The 18,144-nt window shown below is 59.1% G+C and carries 17 protein-coding genes; 12 read left to right on the forward strand and 5 right to left on the reverse strand.

Going from position 1 to position 18,144, the window contains the following annotated elements; all coding sequences use genetic code 11:
* Positions 1–44 precede the first annotated feature (44 nt).
* A complete protein-coding gene (locus J1G34_RS19590) occupies positions 45–1,739 on the reverse strand; it encodes a lactate permease LctP family transporter (protein ID WP_222994519.1) in 1,695 nt (564 codons plus the stop codon).
* 251 nt (positions 1,740–1,990) lie between these two features.
* Between J1G34_RS19590 and J1G34_RS19595 the strand changes: the two genes are divergently transcribed.
* Entirely contained in the window at positions 1,991–2,758 is a 768-nt protein-coding gene (locus tag J1G34_RS19595; protein ID WP_065897594.1) for a GntR family transcriptional regulator, read from the forward strand.
* A 37-nt stretch (positions 2,759–2,795) separates the two neighbouring features.
* Here the strand turns inward: J1G34_RS19595 and smpB are convergent, their stop codons facing one another.
* Positions 2,796–3,278, reverse strand: coding sequence for an SsrA-binding protein SmpB (gene smpB / locus J1G34_RS19600; protein ID WP_003235073.1), 483 nt, complete (start codon positions 3,276–3,278; stop codon positions 2,796–2,798).
* A gap of 169 nt (positions 3,279–3,447) precedes the next feature.
* On the opposite strand from smpB, the gene J1G34_RS19605 reads away from it, so the two are divergent.
* Positions 3,448–3,882 carry a type II toxin-antitoxin system RatA family toxin gene (locus J1G34_RS19605; RefSeq protein WP_065883925.1) on the forward strand — a complete coding sequence of 145 codons (435 nt, stop codon included), beginning with the start codon at positions 3,448–3,450 and terminating at the stop codon, positions 3,880–3,882.
* Positions 3,875–4,177 (forward strand): RnfH family protein, encoded by a 303-nt coding sequence (locus J1G34_RS19610; RefSeq protein WP_122461932.1) that lies wholly within the window; start codon positions 3,875–3,877, stop codon positions 4,175–4,177. Before J1G34_RS19605 ends, J1G34_RS19610 begins: the two co-directional genes overlap by 8 nt.
* Before the next feature lie 56 nt (positions 4,178–4,233).
* Here J1G34_RS19610 and J1G34_RS19615 read toward each other — a convergent pair whose 3' ends face one another.
* The gene (locus tag J1G34_RS19615) at positions 4,234–4,761 is read right to left on the reverse strand and encodes an outer membrane protein assembly factor BamE (protein WP_057725005.1); all 528 of its coding nucleotides are present in this window, start codon (positions 4,759–4,761) and stop codon (positions 4,234–4,236) included.
* A 98-nt stretch (positions 4,762–4,859) separates the two neighbouring features.
* Between J1G34_RS19615 and fur the strand changes: the two genes are divergently transcribed.
* Entirely contained in the window at positions 4,860–5,264 is a 405-nt protein-coding gene (fur, locus tag J1G34_RS19620; RefSeq protein ID WP_003194220.1) for a ferric iron uptake transcriptional regulator, read from the forward strand.
* An 85-nt stretch (positions 5,265–5,349) separates the two neighbouring features.
* Here the strand turns inward: fur and recN are convergent, their stop codons facing one another.
* Positions 5,350–7,023: a DNA repair protein RecN gene (recN, locus tag J1G34_RS19625; protein ID WP_222994520.1), complete on the reverse strand. Its 1,674-nt coding sequence runs from the start codon at positions 7,021–7,023 to the stop codon at positions 5,350–5,352.
* Positions 7,024–7,277: 254 nt separating this feature from the next.
* On the opposite strand from recN, the gene grpE reads away from it, so the two are divergent.
* The 8 genes from grpE (at position 7,278) to J1G34_RS19665 (ending at position 17,751) form a co-directional block, all read left to right on the forward strand.
* Positions 7,278–7,838 (forward strand): nucleotide exchange factor GrpE, encoded by a 561-nt coding sequence (gene grpE / locus J1G34_RS19630; protein ID WP_065883931.1) that lies wholly within the window; start codon positions 7,278–7,280, stop codon positions 7,836–7,838.
* 102 nt (positions 7,839–7,940) lie between these two features.
* Positions 7,941–9,857, forward strand: coding sequence for a molecular chaperone DnaK (gene dnaK / locus J1G34_RS19635; RefSeq protein ID WP_222994521.1), 1,917 nt, complete (start codon positions 7,941–7,943; stop codon positions 9,855–9,857).
* 318 nt (positions 9,858–10,175) lie between these two features.
* A complete protein-coding gene (gene dnaJ / locus J1G34_RS19640) occupies positions 10,176–11,300 on the forward strand; it encodes a molecular chaperone DnaJ (protein ID WP_065883934.1) in 1,125 nt (374 codons plus the stop codon).
* Between the two features lie 10 nt (positions 11,301–11,310).
* Positions 11,311–12,117 (forward strand): 4-hydroxy-tetrahydrodipicolinate reductase, encoded by an 807-nt coding sequence (gene dapB, locus J1G34_RS19645; protein WP_222994522.1) that lies wholly within the window; start codon positions 11,311–11,313, stop codon positions 12,115–12,117.
* 258 nt (positions 12,118–12,375) lie between these two features.
* On the forward strand, positions 12,376–13,512 hold the full coding sequence (carA, locus tag J1G34_RS19650; RefSeq protein WP_057725011.1) for a glutamine-hydrolyzing carbamoyl-phosphate synthase small subunit: 1,137 nt from the start codon (positions 12,376–12,378) through the stop codon (positions 13,510–13,512).
* 105 nt (positions 13,513–13,617) lie between these two features.
* Positions 13,618–16,839, forward strand: coding sequence for a carbamoyl-phosphate synthase large subunit (gene carB, locus J1G34_RS19655; protein WP_065892261.1), 3,222 nt, complete (start codon positions 13,618–13,620; stop codon positions 16,837–16,839).
* A 2-nt stretch (positions 16,840–16,841) separates the two neighbouring features.
* Entirely contained in the window at positions 16,842–17,318 is a 477-nt protein-coding gene (gene greA / locus J1G34_RS19660; RefSeq protein ID WP_057725061.1) for a transcription elongation factor GreA, read from the forward strand.
* Between the two features lie 28 nt (positions 17,319–17,346).
* Positions 17,347–17,751, forward strand: a complete 405-nt coding sequence (locus tag J1G34_RS19665) for an MFS transporter (protein ID WP_065892262.1) — start codon at positions 17,347–17,349, stop codon at positions 17,749–17,751.
* A 9-nt stretch (positions 17,752–17,760) separates the two neighbouring features.
* Here the strand turns inward: J1G34_RS19665 and J1G34_RS19670 are convergent, their stop codons facing one another.
* Complete coding sequence (locus tag J1G34_RS19670; RefSeq protein ID WP_003176146.1) at positions 17,761–18,069, reverse strand: YhbY family RNA-binding protein; 309 nt, start codon at positions 18,067–18,069, stop codon at positions 17,761–17,763.
* Positions 18,070–18,144: the final 75 nt, after the last annotated feature.

Raw genomic sequence — 18,144 nt, forward strand, 5'->3', positions numbered from 1 at the left:
GAACCGTTGTCCGGCGTCGATTCTTACCCTATTGCGTGCAGGTCTCAGTGCACCAGCATACCGGTGAACCAATATGCCTGTGCCAGGGTGATCAGCCCGACGATCGTGGCGAAGAACAGGCTGTGTTTAAGGGTAAAGCGGAACAGGTCGGACTCCTTGCCTACCAGGCCAGTCGCCGCACAGGCCACGGCGATCGATTGCGGCGAAATCATTTTGCCGGTCACGCCGCCACTGGTATTTGCCGCCACCAGCAAGGTGTCGTTGACGCCGATCTGGTGGGCGGTGGTGGCCTGCAACGAGCTGAACAGTGCATTGGACGAGGTGTCCGAGCCTGTCAGGAAAACGCCGAGCCAGCCGAGGAACGGTGAGAAAAACGGGAAGGCCGCGCCGGTGCCGGCCAGCACCAGGGCCATGGTCGAGGACATGCCCGAGTAGTTGGTGACAAAGGCGAAGGCCAACACCATGCCGATGGACAGGATCGGCCAGCGCAGCTCGTAGAAGGTCTCTTTTAAAGTGGTAAGACCAGTTTTGGCGTCTATTTTCAATACCACCATCGAGATCAGCGCGGAGAAGAAAATCGCGGTGCCTGTTGCTGAAATCGGGTCCAGCTTGAATACCGCCGGTATGGCGGTGGGGTTGGTGACGATCGGCGCGACTTTGATTACCAGTTGGTCGAGGTGCGGGATCGCAAAGTTGAACACCCAACTGTACATCGAGCCGCCGGCGGCGAACATCGCCTTGAAGGGTTTGAGGGTCCAGATGGTCACCAGCACGGTGAGTATCAGGAAGGGCGACCACGCCTTGAAAATCTGCCCCAGGCTGTACGGCGAAACCAGGGTGTTGCGCGGCAAACCGAAGCCACCGGCGCTGGCGGTAACCGCCGTGCTCGAGGTGGCGCCGGCAATCTGCGCGCCGGCGCTGCGTTTGGGTTGCCAGACTTTGAGGAATAAAGTCAGGGCGATCAGGCTGGCCAGTGCCGAGGTGATGTCGGGCAGTTCCGGGCCGATGAAGTTGGAGGTGAAGTACTGAGTGACGGCAAAGCTCAGGCCCGCCACCAGGGCTGCGGGCCAGGTCTCGCGAACGCCGCGCAGGCCGTCCATCATGTACACCAGCCAGAACGGCACGAACAGTGACAGCAGGGGCAGTTGGCGACCGGTCATGGCGCCGATCTTGAAGGCGTCGATGCCGGTGACCTGGCCCGCCACAATGATCGGGATACCCAGCGCACCAAAGGCGACCGGGGCGGTGTTGGCAATCAGGCACAGGCCGGCGGCGTAGAGCGGGTTGAAACCCAGGCCGACCAGCAGCGCGGCGGTAATGGCCACGGGCGCACCGAAACCGGCCGCCCCTTCGAGGAAGGCGCCGAAGCAGAAGCCGATCAGCAGTACCTGCAGGCGCTGGTCGTCGGTAATCGACAGGACTGAGCTGCGGATCACTTCGAACTGGCCGCTCTTGACCGTCAATTTGTAGAGAAATACCGCCGCCACGATGATCCATGCAATCGGCCACAAGCCATAGGCGAAGCCGTAGCCGGCGGCGGCCAGGGCCATGTCCACCGGCATCTGGAAGGCGAAAATCGCCACCAGGATCGACAGCGCCAGCGTGATGCTGCCGGCCACGTGCCCCTTGAGGCGGAATACAGCCAGGGCCAGGAAGAAAAATACGATGGGGATAACGGCGGCCAGTGCGGATACACCGAGACTGCCAAGAGGGCTGTAGAGCTGTTGCCAGGTTTGCATATGGGGTGGCCCCTGATTGTTGTTGTTTGTACGCTATGGATAATTGGTAATACCAATTTACAGTCGCTGTGGGCTAGATTAAGAGGCTTGGCAGGGGTGTGTCAATTTGCCGCCCAGGAAACTTTGGTCGTACGAGTGGGTGTGCGGCGTTCTGATCGGGATAATCCGAGGCGTTCTGATAGGTGCCGGGAGCGCGGCGATAGGCCAGAATAGAGAGCCCGGCGCGTGGTCGGGATGGTGGAGAGCGGGTTATGGGGTTTGATCAGGTGCGTCAGCGCCGTTTGTCTGACGATATTGTCGAGCAGCTCGAGGGCATGATCCTTGAGGGCACGCTGAAGTCGGGCGAGCGCTTGCCGGCCGAGCGCGCATTGGCTGAACAATTTGGTGTGTCGCGCCCGTCGCTGCGAGAAGCGATTCAGAAGCTGGCGGCCAAAGGGTTGTTGGTCAGTCGTCAGGGCGGTGGCAACTATGTGGTGGAATCCCTGGGGTCAACCTTCAGTGACCCTTTGTTGCATCTGCTGGAAAACAATCCTGAAGCGCAGCGGGACCTGCTGGAATTTCGCCAGACGCTTGAGGCTTCCTGTGCTTATTACGCGGCGTTACGGGCAACGGAAGTGGACCGTGAGCGGCTGACAGCGGCGTTCGAGGCGTTGCAGGATTGCTACGCGCGCGTCGATGAGGTGAGTCGAGTGGAGGAGGGCGCGGCAGATGCGCGGTTTCACCTGGCCATTGCCGAGGCCAGTCATAACGCCGTGCTGCTGCACACCATTCGCGGGCTGTTCGATCTGCTCAAGCGTAACGTGGTGACTAACATTGGCGGCATGTATCAACAGCGCACCGAGACCCGCGACATGCTGATCAGCCAGCATCGCGATTTGTACCTGGCAATTATTGAAGGGCGGGCCGAGCAGGCGCGGGATATCTCAACGCGTCACCTGCTGTATGTGCAGGAAGTGCTGGAGGAGGTTCGTCAGGAGGTTCAGCGCGTGGCTCGGGCGGAGCGACGTAAAGGCATGTAGCCTCGGGCGAGTCGCCCGAAGCTGCATCGTCACAAGGTTAGTCTTCCTTGCCTTTGTTACGCACCGCGCGATGCAATTCGCGATTGGAGTCGCGCTCGCGTTCGGTGTCGCGTTTGTCGTATTCCTTCTTGCCCTTGCCCAGCGCAATTTCGCACTTGACCAGGTGCTTGCTCCAGTACCAGGACAAGCAGATGCAGGCGTAGCCTTTCTGTTGCACTGCCGCAGCGAGTTTTTCCAGCTCGCGGGCATTGAGCAGCAGCTTGCGCGTGCGCACCGGGTCGGCAATTACATGAGTGCTCGCGGTGGTCAGCGGGGTGATATGACTGCCCAGCAGCCACGCCTCGCCATCCTTGAGCAGCACATAGCTGTCGACCAGCTGCAGCTTGCTGGCACGCAGACTTTTTACTTCCCAGCCGGCCAGGACCAGACCAGCCTCGAACCGATGTTCGATGAAGTAATCGTGTCGCGCCTTTTTATTTTGCGCGATGGTCCCTGTTGGGTGTTTCTTTTGTTTAGCCATAGGGGCGGCATTATAGGGAGTTGCGAGCGTGTCGGCTACGGTCAACCTGCGTGCTTGAGCGTGTTGGACGAATCCCGGACAATGCGGGCAGTTCTCTGGTTTTTTTCTCTCGCGGATCTGGCTGTTGTTTCGCGATGTTTGCCCGCTCAGCTGTGGAAATAACGCTCACATGACGACGCATATTCAACGTTCGGCCCTGCTGCCGTATCCCGCACAGGCGCTCTATGACCTGGTCAACGACGTCGCGCGTTACCCGGAATTCCTGCCGTGGTGCTCCACTGCCGAGGTTTTGGAGGGCGATGACGGGTACATGGTTGCCAGCGTCGGCGTAGCCAAGGGTGGGCTTAGCCAGCATTTTGTTACGCGCAATGTGCTGGTGCCTGGAAAATCCATCGAGATGAATCTGCAGGAAGGCCCGTTCACCCAGTTGCATGGGGTCTGGGTATTCAAGGCGCTGACGGACAAGGCCTGCAAGATCAGCCTGGATCTGTCGTTCGATTACGCGGGGCCGATCGTCCGCGCGACATTGGGGCCTTTGTTCAATCAGGCGGCGAATACGCTGGTGGATGCGTTCTGCCAGCGGGCCAAGCAACTGCATGGTTGAGATTGAAGTGGTGCATGCCGCCGTTGATCGCCAGGTTTTATTGCAGGTGAAGGTTCCGGCGGGCACGAGCCTGAGGGCGGCGGTGCAAATGTCGGGAATGGCTGAGCAGTTTCCGCAATGGATGCTGGCTGACTGCCCGCTGGGGATCTTCGGCAAGGTGGTTTCGGACCCTGATGCGCGTGTTGTGCAGCCAGGTGATCGAATTGAGATCTACCGGCCGTTGCTGGCAGATCCCAAGGAAATACGCCGGCAGCGTGCGGCCAGGGCGGCGAAGACCAGGCAGCAAAACTCATAAATCCTTCAGACAACAAAAAGCCCGGCATGCCGGGCTTTTTGTTGAGTGTTGCCTTGTTACTGCGGGCTGGTGTCCAGAGGCTGTGGCGTCGGGACGGGCACGGTTTCCACGCCATCGACGTCTTTCTGGATCTGGTCCAGCAAGGAGCCTGGCTTGGCCGGCACCTCGGATTTCGGCTTCTCGGCTTCCTGCGCAGGGGCGGTCACGCTGGTGCCGCTGTCCTTGCCCAACAGCGCTTCATCGCGGCTTACGCCGGGCATGAAGTCACCGGACAGGCTGACAAGCTGGTCATTGCCATTGAAAATGACACTGACGCGCTCCTGCTGGCGCTCACCGCCGCCAGGCTGGAGGCTGTAGAGATAATCCCAGCGATCGGCATGGAAAGTGTCGGTCAGCAGGGGATTGCCCATGATAAACCTTACTTGCCGTCGGGTCATTCCCGGACGTAACTGGTCTATCATGTCCTGCGTGACGACATTGCCCTGCTGGATGTCGATTTTGTAAACCCCGGGGAATGAACAACCGGCGAGTGCGAGCAGTCCCACAAAGGTGAAACTGGTTAGCAAGAGCTTGGTGTTTTGCATCGGTGGGCGACTTCCACTATCTTGGCTGGGACAACGTAAACGCCGATCATACCCGTATTAAGAGAAGCTGCGAAGCAGCATCCGCGAGAAAGCTAACCATGGTTGAAAATAGCGAACTACGCAAAGCCGGTCTCAAAGTGACTCTGCCCCGAGTCAAGATTCTACAAATGCTCGATTCTGCTGAGCAACGCCACATGAGTGCCGAGGACGTTTACAAGGCGCTGATGGAGTCTAATGAAGACGTCGGCCTGGCCACGGTTTACCGTGTCCTGACCCAGTTTGAAGCCGCAGGGCTGGTGGTTCGTCATAATTTCGACGGCGGTCATGCAGTGTTTGAATTGGCCGACGGCGGGCATCACGACCACATGGTTGACCTGGATACCAATGAGGTTATCGAGTTCACCAGCCCTGAGATCGAAGCGCTGCAGCATAAGATCGCTGAGGAGCATGGCTTCGATTTGGTCGACCATAATCTGGTGCTGTACATCCGTAAGAAAAAGTAAAAAACGACGCAGATTTGCTCTGCGCAACGATCGAAGGCGACCCTAGGGTCGCCTTCGTGCTTTATATAAGAGGGAAAATGCTCGCTCAGGCCTTCGCTGCTACGACCATCTTCTTCGCGTGCGCCAGGGACTCCTTGGTCAAATCAATACCGCCGAGCATCCGCGCCACTTCTTCCACGCGCTCCGACTTGTTCAGCTTGGACACGGCCGTGCGCGTCGCATCGCTGCCCCGCACTTTGTGCACGAACAAATGCTGATGCCCCTGGGCCGCCACTTGCGGTAAGTGGGTCACCGTCAGCACCTGGCCCCGATCGCCCAGGCGGCGCAACAACTGGCCAACAATTTCGGCAGTCGGTCCGCCAATGCCCACGTCCACTTCATCGAACACCAGAGTCGGTACGCGCGAGGTTTGCGCCGTGATGACCTGGATCGCCAGGCTGATCCGTGACAGCTCACCGCCGGAGGCGACTTTTGCCAGGGCTTTGAGCGGTTGCCCCGGGTTGGCGCTGACCAGCAGCTCCACCTGTTCCAGTCCGTGGGGTTGCAGTTCATGGCTGGTATTGGCGTGCAGCTCGATAGTGAAGCGGCCGCCGGGCATGCCCAGGCGCTGGATTTCCTGTTCCACGGCACCGGCCAGGCGGGTAGCGGCCTGTTGGCGAAGGTCGCTCAGCTCACGAGCCTTTTCCTGATAATGGCGGGCGAAGGAGGCGAGTTCTTCGCCGAGGCGCTCAATGGACTCGTCGTTCGCGTTCAGGGTCTCGATTTCATCCAGCAGCTTTTGTTGCACTGCCGCCACTTCGGTTGGCTGGATTCGATGTTTGCGCGCCAGGGTGTAGATAGTGTCCAGGCGCTCTTCTATTACCTGCAGGCGCGCCGGGTCGGCATCGAAATGATCGAGGAAGCGGTTCAATTCACCCACCGCTTCCTCCACCTGGATCTGCGCGCTGGTCAGCAGGGTGGTGGCTTCACTCAGTGAGCCGGAGGCGTTAGTCACGCTGGACAGGCGATTGAGGCTCGCGGTCAGTGCGTTAAGCACATTGCCGGAATCACTTTCGCTGCATTGCTCGATCACCTGGCGACAGATACCCAGCAGCGTCTCGGCGTTGGTCAGGTTCTTGTGTTCCTGTTCAAGCTGTTCCAGTTCGGTCTCGCCCAGGCCCAGGCTTTCAAGCTCTTCGAGTTGATAGCTGAGCAGTTGGTGGCGAGCGCGTTGCTCGTCGCCGGAATTGGAAAGGCGTTCCAGTTCCTGGCGCGTCTGGCGCCAGCGTTGCGCGGCCAGGTGGACCTGGCGGGCAAGTTCGGTGGCGCCGGCGTACTCATCCAGCAAGCGGCGATGGGTGTCGGTTTTCAGCAGGGACTGGTGCTCATGCTGGCTGTGGATATCAATCAACAGTTCACCCAGGGCTTTCAAGTCGCCAAGGGGGCAGGGCGTGCCGTTGATGTAGCCGCGTGAGCGTCCTTCGGCGGTGATCACCCGGCGCAGGATGCACGGCCCTTCGTTATTGAGGTCGCGCTCGGCCAGCCAGGCCTCGGCCTCGGGAATATCCGCCAGATCGAATGTGGCCAGGATGTCGGCCTTGTCGGCGCCGGGGCGCACCACGCCACTGTCGGCGCGGTCCCCGAGCGTCAGGCCCAGGGCGTCGAGCATGATCGACTTGCCGGCGCCGGTCTCGCCTGTGATTACGCTCATGCCGCGATCCAGTTCGAGATCCAGATGTTCAACGATGGCGTAGTTATGTACGGACAGGTGCACGAGCATGACGGCCGCTCCCAGGCTTTAGGTCTGGTTATTTATACAGTGTTTTGTTTGAGGCTGACAATCCTGGCGCTTAGCTCGATTTGCTTGATCGGGTGCTTTTTTTAGCTCAATAAGGAATGTAGAGGCGGGAAATGATCCGAGACATGCGAAAGACTTTTGGTAACGTCCGCGCCCTTGAACCTGAAAATTGTGGCCCCATATACCGGAACAGAAGCGCGAGTTGAGTTCGCGCATGATTTTGAAAGGAGAAAGCTATGGCTGACGAACAGACGCAGGATACGCAAACGCCAGACGCCAATTCGGCTGCCGGTGATGAGCTGGGTACTCGTGTGCAAGTGCTCGAAGAGCAATTGGCCGCAGCGCAGGATCAGTCGTTGCGTGTTGCCGCCGATCTGCAGAACGTCCGCCGCCGTGCCGAGCAGGACGTAGAAAAGGCTCACAAATTCGCCTTGGAAAAATTCGCCAACGACCTGCTGCCGATTATTGACAGCCTGGAGCGTGGCCTTGAATTGTCCAATCCGGATGACGAAAACATCCGCCCGATGCGCGAGGGGATCGAACTGACCCTGAAAATGTTCCAGGACACCCTGAAGCGTTATCAGTTGGAAGCCATCGATCCACTCGGCGGTGAGCCGTTCAACGCGGAGCACCACCAGGCGATGGCGATGCAGGAAAGCCACGACCTGGAGCCCAACAGCGTATTGAAGGTATTCCAGAAGGGTTATCTGCTCAACGGTCGCTTGTTGCGCCCGGCGATGGTGGTGGTGAGCAAGGCTCCCGCACCCGTTTCGCCTTCTATTGATGAGCAGGCTTGAAATCCGCCGCAAGGCCCCCATTTATAAGTCAAGCGATTAAGTGCTACCGCAGTTAGCCACAACTGCTGCGGCAACCAAATTCAAGTTTCGGGAGAGTCAAACATGGGCAAGATTATCGGTATCGACCTGGGGACCACCAACTCGTGCGTCTCGGTCATGGAAAACGGCAAGGCCAAAGTTATCGAAAACGCTGAAGGCGCGCGTACCACGCCGTCGATCATCGCTTACGCCAACGATGGCGAGATCCTGGTTGGTCAGTCGGCCAAGCGTCAGGCCGTTACCAACCCGCACAACACCCTGTACGCGGTGAAGCGTCTGATCGGTCGTAAGTTCGACGAAGAAGTCGTACAGAAAGACATCAAGATGGTGCCTTACAAAATCGCCAAGGCCGACAACGGTGACGCCTGGGTTGAAGTGAACGGCAACAAGATGTCCGCGCCGCAGATCTCGGCTGAAGTCTTGAAAAAGATGAAGAAGACTGCCGAAGACTACCTCGGTGAAACCGTGACCGAAGCGGTCATCACTGTTCCGGCCTACTTCAACGACAGCCAGCGCCAGGCAACCAAAGACGCCGGCCGCATCGCGGGTCTTGACGTAAAACGTATCATTAACGAACCTACCGCAGCGGCCCTGGCCTACGGTATGGACAAGGCCAAAGGCGACCACACTGTGATCGTTTATGACCTGGGCGGTGGTACTTTCGACGTCTCCGTCATCGAGATCGCGGAAGTTGACGGCGAGCACCAGTTCGAAGTGTTGGCCACCAACGGCGACACGTTCCTGGGTGGTGAAGACTTCGACATTCGTCTGATCGACTACCTCGTTGACGAATTCAAGAAAGAAAGCGGCATGAACCTCAAGGGTGACCCGCTGGCGATGCAGCGCCTGAAAGAAGCCGCTGAGAAAGCCAAGATCGAACTGTCGTCGAGCATGTCCACCGACGTGAACCTGCCGTACATCACTGCAGACGCTACCGGTCCTAAGCACTTGAACGTGAAGATCTCGCGCGCCAAGTTGGAAGCACTGGTTGAAGACCTGGTTCAGCGCACCATCGAGCCATGCCGCATTGCACTGAAAGACGCCGGTATCGACGTTGGCGCGATCAATGACGTGATCCTGGTCGGTGGCCAGACCCGTATGCCGCTGGTGCAGCAGAAAGTCACCGAGTTCTTCGGTAAAGAAGCACGTAAAGACGTGAACCCGGACGAAGCGGTTGCCATGGGTGCTGCTATCCAGGGCGCGGTATTGGCCGGTGACGTGAAAGACGTGCTGCTGCTGGACGTCAGCCCGCTGACTCTGGGTATCGAAACCATGGGTGGCGTGATGACCGCGCTGATCGAGAAAAACACCACGATTCCTACCAAGAAATCCCAGGTGTTCTCGACTGCCGACGACAACCAGGGCGCCGTGACCATTCACGTGCTGCAAGGCGAGCGCAAGCAAGCTGCGCAGAACAAATCCCTGGGCAAGTTTGACCTGGCCGAGATTCCACCAGCCCCACGTGGCGTGCCACAGATCGAAGTGACCTTCGACATCGACGCCAACGGTATCCTGCACGTTGGCGCGAAAGACAAGGCGACCGGCAAAGAGCAGAAGATCACCATCAAGGCCAACTCCGGCCTGTCTGATGAAGAAATTCAACAGATGATTCGTGATGCTGAAGCCAACGCTGATGCGGACGCCAAGTTTGCCGAGCTGGCGGGTTCCCGTAACCAGGGTGACGCGCTGGTTCACTCGACGCGCAAAATGGTCGCTGATGCTGGCGACAAGGTGACTGCCGAAGAGAAAACTGCAATCGAAGCCGCTGTAGTTGCCCTGGAAGCCGCTATCAAAGGCGACGACAAGGCCGCTATCGAAGCCAAGGTTGAAGAGCTGTCGAAGGTGTCCGCGCCAGTGGCCCAGAAAATGTACGCCGAACAAGGCCAGCCGGCTGAAGGTGCTGCGCAGCAAGCAGAGCCTGAAGCCAAGCACGACGATGTTGTCGATGCCGAGTTCGAAGAAGTCAAAGACCAGAAGTAACTTGGTCGCCCGGTTGACCGCTCACAAGCGGTGACTGGTAGGATGTCGCCGCGCGGGAGCTTGCTCCCGCGTTGGCGTGTCTGGGGTATGCGAATTTTTACAGTATGCGACAGCGTTCGGGTGCTGGCGGTGTGGCCGGGAATGCTCCTGCTTTCCGAGCAGTAAATACCGCGTTTTTAGTCGGGTGGCCGGCTAAAAAGTAGTAATGACCAGGATCGTTGAATTGACGTGAGTTGGGTCCGGGCCTGCATTGGGGCTCAACGAGTTTGGCGAGGCTCAGGAGGGTCTGGCTGAACGTCCTTAAGAGTGCAAAGACTTATGGCAAAGCGTGACTATTACGAAGTATTGGGTGTGGAGCGCGGGGCTAGCGAGGCGGACCTGAAAAAGGCTTACCGTCGCCTGGCGATGAAGCACCACCCGGACCGTAATCCGGATAGCAAAGAATCCGAAGAAATGTTCAAAGAGGCCAATGAGGCCTACGAATGTCTGTCTGATCCCAACAAGCGTGCAGCCTACGACCAGTATGGGCATGCCGGCGTCGACCCGAGCATGGGTGGCGGCGGTGCCGGTTTTGGTGGCCAGAACTTCTCCGATATTTTCGGTGACGTGTTCAGTGATTTCTTTGGCGGTGGCCGTGGTGGCCAGCGTGGCGGGGCCCAACGTGGCAGCGACTTGCGCTACACCCTGGAGCTGAACCTGGAAGAAGCCGTGCGCGGCACCAGCGTCAACATCCGTGTACCGACGCTGGTCAACTGCAAACCGTGCGACGGCTCGGGTGCCAAGAAGGGCTCTTCGCCCATCACCTGCCCGACCTGCGGCGGTATCGGCCAGGTGCGGATGCAGCAGGGCTTCTTCTCGGTGCAGCAAACCTGCCCGCGTTGCCATGGCCAGGGCAAGATCATTTCCGACCCGTGCGATTCCTGCCATGGCGAAGGTCGCGTCGAAGAGTACAAGACGCTGTCGGTGAAAGTGCCGGCGGGCGTGGATACCGGTGACCGCATTCGTCTGTCGGGTGAAGGGGAGGCCGGTACTCAGGGTGGGCCTACGGGCGACCTGTATGTGGTGATCAATGTGCGCGAGCACTCGATCTTCCAGCGTGATGGCAAGCATCTGTTCTGTGAAGTGCCGATCAGCTTCGTCGATGCGGCCCTGGGTGGTGAGCTGGAAATTCCGACGCTGGACGGTCGGGTCAAGCTGAAGATTCCAGAGGGTACGCAGACCGGCAAGCAGTTCCGTATCCGTGGCAAAGGCGTTGCGCCGGTGCGCGGTGGCGGGGCCGGCGACCTGATGTGTCGCGTGGCGGTAGAAACGCCGGTCAACCTGAATCGCCGTCAGCGTGAGCTGCTTGAAGAGTTCCGCAGTTCGTTGGAAGGTGATGACTCTCACTCGCCGAAAACCACGGGCTTTTTCGATGGTGTGAAGCGCTTCTTCGGCGACCTGTAAGGAATTGAGTATGCGACGTATAGCCGTAATGGGCGCTGCCGGGCGCATGGGCAAGACGCTGGTCGAAGCCGTGCAGCAGCGCTCGCCGGCGTCCGGGCTGACCGCGGCGATCGTGCGTCCGGGCAGCACGTTGATCGGTGCGGACGCGGGTGAGTTGGCCTCACTGGGCCGTATCGGCGTCTCGTTGTCCGGTCATCTGGCGCAGGTGGCCGACGAGTTCGACGTGTTGATCGATTTCACGCTGCCGGAGGTGATGCTGGAAAGCCTGGCGTTCTGTCGCAAGGCAGGCAAGGCGATGGTGATCGGTACCACCGGTTTGACGGTGGAGCAGAAGCAGTTGCTGGCTCAGGCGGGCAAGGATATCCCGATCGTCTTTGCGGCGAACTTCAGCGTAGGCGTGAATCTGTCCCTCAAGCTGCTGGATATGGCCGCTCGCGTATTGGGTGATGAGGCGGATATCGAGATTATCGAAACCCATCATCGTCACAAGATCGATGCGCCGTCCGGGACTGCCTTGCGGATGGGCGAGGCCATCGCCGATGCGTTGGGGCGTGACCTGTGCAAAGTGGCGGTGTATGGCCGTGAAGGGCACACCGGTGCCCGTGCGCGCGACACCATTGGTTTTGCCACCGTACGCGGTGGTGATGTGGTCGGCGATCACACTGTGCTGTTTGCCACTGAGGGCGAACGCCTGGAAATCACGCACAAGGCTTCCAGTCGCATGACGTTTGCCAAGGGCGCGGTGCGCGCTGCGCTCTGGCTGGAAGGGCGCGAGCCTGGCCTGTACGACATGCGTGATGTGCTCGACCTGCACTAATCGGTAGCTTAAACAGGGCCTCAAGCTTATGCTTGGGCCCCGTTTTACCCGCTAAGCGACGCCCTGTCGCATTCCCCTGCCTTTCAGGCTCATTAGCGGTGGACCAAAAAAGCCTTTTTCTGTAAGCTACAGCTTTAGTGTGTCCACTAAAAGCGCGCAGAATAATTCAGTGAAGAAGCGGGGTGACGTGTCCATACGTCACTCCGCTTTTTTGCAACCTGCGATCGCCCTTTCAGGCTTTATTTACGGGAGGTCTTCTTGACTAAGCCAGCCATACTCGCCCTTGCTGATGGCAGCATTTTTCGCGGCGAAGCCATTGGAGCCGACGGTCAAACCGTTGGTGAGGTGGTGTTCAACACCGCCATGACCGGCTATCAGGAAATCCTTACCGATCCTTCCTACGCCCAACAGATCGTTACCCTGACCTATCCGCACATCGGCAACACCGGTACTACACCGGAAGACGCCGAGTCTGATCGCGTCTGGTCGGCCGGTCTGGTGATTCGTGACCTGCCACTGGTTGCGAGCAACTGGCGTAACACGATGTCGCTGTCCGATTACCTGAAAGCCAACAACGTTGTGGCGATCGCCGGTATCGATACGCGCCGCCTCACGCGCATCCTGCGTGAAAAAGGCTCGCAGAACGGCTGCATCATGGTCGGTGAGAATATCTCCGAAGAGGCCGCGATTGCCGCAGCGCAAGGGTTCCCTGGCCTGAAAGGCATGGACCTGGCGAAAGTCGTCAGCGTCAAAGAGAAGTACGAATGGCGCTCCACTGTCTGGGACCTGAAGACCGACAGCCACGCGACTATCGAGGCCGCCGACTTGCCTTATCACGTTGTGGCCTACGACTACGGCGTGAAGTACAACATCCTGCGCATGCTGGTTGAGCGTGGCTGCCGCGTAACCGTGGTGCCGGCGCAAACCCCGGCCAGCGATGTACTCGCCCTGCAACCGGACGGCGTGTTCCTGTCCAACGGCCCTGGTGACCCGGAGCCATGCGACTACGCGATCCAGGCGATCAAGGACGTGCTGGAAACCGAGATCCCGGTATTCGGTATCTGCCTGGGCCACCAGTTGCTGGCCCTGGCCTCGGGCGCCAAGACCCTGAAGATGGGCCACGGTCACCACGGTGCCAACCACCCCGTGCAGGACCTGGACACCGGCGTTGTCATGATCACCAGCCAGAACCACGGTTTTGCGGTGGATGAAGCGAGCCTGCCTTCGAACGTGCGCGCGATTCACAAGTCGCTGTTCGACGGTTCCCTGCAAGGCATCGAGCGCACCGACAAGAGCGCGTTCAGCTTCCAGGGTCACCCTGAAGCCAGCCCGGGCCCGAACGACGTAGCGCCGCTGTTCGACCGTTTCATCAATGAGATGGCCAAGCGACGCTGACTGAGCGGCCTGCGGGTGGTCCCGAATTTCGGTGGCCCCCGCAGGCTCTTCAAAGAATGTTCAAGACGGCTTGCCGACTGACCTGCGGATTTGAGTGACAAACCCATGCCAAAACGTACAGACATAAAAAGCATCCTGATTCTCGGCGCTGGCCCGATCGTTATCGGCCAGGCCTGCGAATTCGACTACTCCGGCGCCCAGGCCTGTAAAGCCCTGCGCGAGGAGGGTTACCGCGTCATCCTGGTGAACTCCAACCCGGCCACCATCATGACCGACCCGGCCATGGCCGATGCCACCTACATCGAACCGATCAAATGGCAGACCGTTGCCAAGATCATCGAGAAAGAGCGTCCGGACGCGCTGTTGCCCACCATGGGCGGCCAGACCGCACTGAACTGCGCCCTGGACCTGGAGCGCGAAGGCGTCCTGGAGAAGTTCGGCGTCGAGATGATCGGTGCCAACGCCGACACCATCGACAAGGCTGAAGACCGTTCGCGTTTCGACAAGGCGATGAAGTCCATCGGCCTTGATTGCCCGCGCTCCGGTATCGCCCACAGCATGGAAGAGGCCAACGCGGTTCTCGAAAAGCTGGGCTTCCCGTGCATTATCCGTCCGTCCTTCACCATGGGCGGCACCGGTGGTGGCATCGCCTACAACCGTGAAGAGTTCGAAGAAATCTGCGCCCGCGGCCTGGACCTGTCGCCGACCAAAGAGCTGCTGATCGACGAATCCCTGATCGGCTGGAAAGAATACGAGATGGAGGTTGTCCGCGATAAGAAGGACAACTGCATCATCGTCTGCTCCATCGAAAACTTCGACCCGATGGGTGTGCACACCGGTGACTCGATCACCGTTGCGCCGGCGCAGACCCTGACGGACAAGGAATACCAGATCATGCGTAACGCCTCGTTGGCGGTACTGCGTGAAATCGGCGTGGAAACCGGTGGTTCCAACGTTCAGTTCGGCATCTGCCCGGATACCGGCCGCATGGTCGTGATCGAGATGAACCCGCGTGTATCGCGTTCTTCGGCGCTGGCATCGAAAGCCACCGGCTTCCCGATTGCGCGAATCGCGGCCAAGCTGGCGATCGGTTACACCCTGGACGAGTTGCAGAATGAAATCACCGGCGGCGCCATGCCGGCGTCTTTCGAGCCGTCTATCGACTACGTCGTGACCAAGCTGCCGCGCTTTGCCTTTGAGAAATTCGCCAAGGCCGATGCGCGCCTGACCACTCAGATGAAGTCGGTCGGTGAAGTCATGGCCATTGGCCGTACGTTCCAGGAATCCCTGCAGAAAGCCCTGCGCGGCCTGGAAGTCGGTGTGTGCGGCCTGGACGAGAAGCTCGACCTGAGCAACCCGGAAAGCATGAGCATCCTCAAGCGCGAGCTGACCGTACCGGGCGCCGAGCGTATCTGGTACGTGGCTGACGCCTTCCGTGCCGGCCTGAGCGTCGAAGATATCTTCGGCATGAACATGATCGACCCGTGGTTCCTGGTGCAGATCGAAGACCTGATCAAGGAAGAAGAGAAGGTCAAGACCCTCGGCCTGTCGTCCATCGACCGCGACCTGATGTTCCGCCTCAAGCGCAAAGGCTTCTCCGATCAGCGTCTGGCCAAGCTGCTGGGTGTGACCGAGAAAAACCTGCGTACCCATCGCCACAAGCTGGATATCTTCCCGGTCTACAAGCGCGTTGATACCTGCGCCGCCGAGTTCGCCACCGACACTGCGTACATGTACTCCACCTATGAGGAAGAGTGCGAAGCCGCGCCGTCGGATCGCGACAAGATCATCATCCTCGGTGGCGGCCCGAACCGTATCGGCCAAGGCATCGAGTTTGACTATTGCTGCGTACACGCCGCTCTCGCCCTGCGCGAAGACGGGTACGAGACCATCATGGTCAACTGCAACCCGGAAACGGTTTCCACTGACTACGACACGTCCGACCGCCTGTACTTCGAGCCGGTGACACTGGAAGACGTACTGGAAATCTGCCGCGTCGAGAAGCCAAAAGGCGTGATCGTCCAGTACGGCGGCCAAACCCCACTGAAACTGGCGCGTGCCCTGGAAGCCGCTGGCGTGCCGATCATCGGTACCAGCCCGGATGCCATCGACCGTGCAGAAGACCGTGAGCGTTTCCAGCAAATGGTCGAGCGCCTGAACCTGCGTCAGCCGCCGAACGCCACCGTGCGCAGCGAAGACGAAGCCATCCGTGCAGCCAGCAAGATCGGCTACCCGCTGGTGGTGCGTCCGTCCTACGTACTGGGCGGCCGCGCGATGGAAATCGTCTACGAAGAAGAAGAACTCAAGCGCTACCTGCGTGACGCGGTGAAAGTCTCCAACGACAGCCCGGTGCTGCTCGACCACTTCCTCAACTGCGCCATCGAAATGGACGTGGACGCGGTGTGCGACGGTACCGACGTGGTGATCGGAGCGATCATGCAGCACATCGAACAGGCGGGCGTTCACTCCGGTGACTCCGCGTGCTCGCTGCCGCCGTACTCGCTGCCGGCGCACATCCAGGACGAGATGCGCGAACAGGTCAAGAAAATGGCCCTGGAACTGGGTGTGGTCGGCCTGATGAACGTGCAGTTGGCGCTGCAAGGCGAAGACATCTACGTCATCGAAGTCAACCCGCGCGCTTCGCGTACCGTACCGTTCGTGTCCAAGTGCATCGGTGTGTCCCTGGCCATGATCGCTGCGCGCGTGATGGCCGGTAAGACCCTGAAGGAAATCGGCTTCACCAAGGAAATCATTCCGAACTTCTACAGCGTGAAAGAGGCGGTGTTCCCATTCGCCAAATTCCCTGGCGTGGACCCGATCCTGGGCCCGGAAATGAAGTCCACCGGTGAAGTGATGGGCGTGGGCGACACCTTCGGCGAAGCCTTCGCCAAGGCCCAGATGGGCGCCAGCGAAGTGCTGCCGACCGGCGGTACTGCGTTTATCAGCGTGCGCGATGACGACAAGCCACTGGTTGCGGGTGTGGCCCGTGATCTGATCAACTTGGGCTTTGAAGTCGTGGCTACCGCCGGGACCGCCAAGCTGATCGAGGCTGCCGGCCTGAAAGTACGCCGCGTGAATAAAGTGACGGAGGGCCGTCCGCACGTGGTCGACATGATCAAGAATGACGAAGTCACCCTGATCATCAACACCACCGAAGGTCGCCAGTCGATCGCGGACTCCTACTCCATTCGTCGTAATGCCTTGCAGCACAAGATCTACTGCACCACCACCATTGCTGCTGGCGAAGCCATCTGCGAAGCGCTCAAGTTCGGTCCGGAAAAGACCGTGCGTCGCTTGCAGGATCTACACGCAGGATTGAAGGCATGAGCATAACCAAATACCCGATGACCGTTCAGGGCGCTCGCGCCCTGGAAGAGGAGCACGCCCATCTGACCAAAGTCGTACGTCCAAAGCTGAGCCAGGACATCGGTACGGCCCGCGAGTTGGGTGACTTGAAGGAAAACGCCGAATACCACGCTGCTCGCGAGCAGCAGGGTATGGTCGAGGCGCGGATCCGTGATATCGAAGGCCGCATGCAGAATGCGGTGATCATCGACGTCACGACCATCCCGCATACCGGCAAGGTGATTTTTGGCACCACGGTGGAAATCGCCAACGTCGAGACCGATGAGCGCGTTGTTTATCACATCGTGGGCGAAGACGAGGCTGACTTCAAACTCGGCAAGATCTCCGTGGGTTCACCGCTTGCCCGTGCCTTGATTGCCAAGGAAGAAGGGGACGTGGTGTCTGTGAAAACCCCCGGCGGCGTGATCGAGTACGAGATTGTTGAAGTTCGTCACATCTGAAAGACGGCGCCCGCTTCGTGCGGGCGCCATGCTTTGGCAGCTCTCCCAGATGCTTTGGGTGGGTGGCCTGTGGTTGTTGCACATTGGCGTGCTGCCAGCGCTGGGTTTGATTGGCCTGGCGCCGCTGCTGATCGATGAGATCGACGAATTGCTCAGTGCGTTGCTGGTGGCTTTTGCGGCGGCGTGCGTGACCCTCCAGGCATTAGTGCTGGTCAAGGCTGAAGGCTTGGGGAGTTTGTGGCGGGATATTCGCGGCCAACTGCTATTGATGGCGCTGTATGCGTGCGCAATGTATTGCGTCGTGCATGTCTGGCTGCCGCAAGCGTTGCGCTGGCAGCTATTCAGCTATCTTGTGCTAGGGTTCTCCGGCCTGGTGCTGGTTATACAGCCCGCACCGGGATGGAGTGGCGGGGCGCGCGAAGCACGCCCCTGACCCTTGTCATCATTTGAAGCGATGAACGTTCGACAGTTGCTTGTTGACGCTGAAATTCTTGCGATACAGCAGCGCCATCTTGCCGATAACCTGAACCAGGTCCGCCTTGCCCACCTTGCACAGTTCTGCAACGGCGGCCAGGCGCGCTTCGCGATCAAGGATATTGACCTTGATCTTGATCAGTTCATGATCATTGAGTGCGCGTTCGAATTCGGCTAACACACCTTCAGTCAAACCGTTGTCTGCCACAATCAGAACTGGTTTCAGATGGTGGCCAATGGATTTGTACTGTTTCTTCTGCTCTTGAGTGAGCGGCATAATCTGACCCCTGCGTCTGATCTTGTAAAAAGCGGCGGCCAGTTTACCCGAGCGAGTCCGGGACCGCCCAGTTAA

Source organism: Pseudomonas sp. Wu6 (assembly GCF_019891515.1).
Classification (GTDB): Bacteria; Pseudomonadota; Gammaproteobacteria; order Pseudomonadales; family Pseudomonadaceae; genus Aquipseudomonas; species Aquipseudomonas orientalis_A.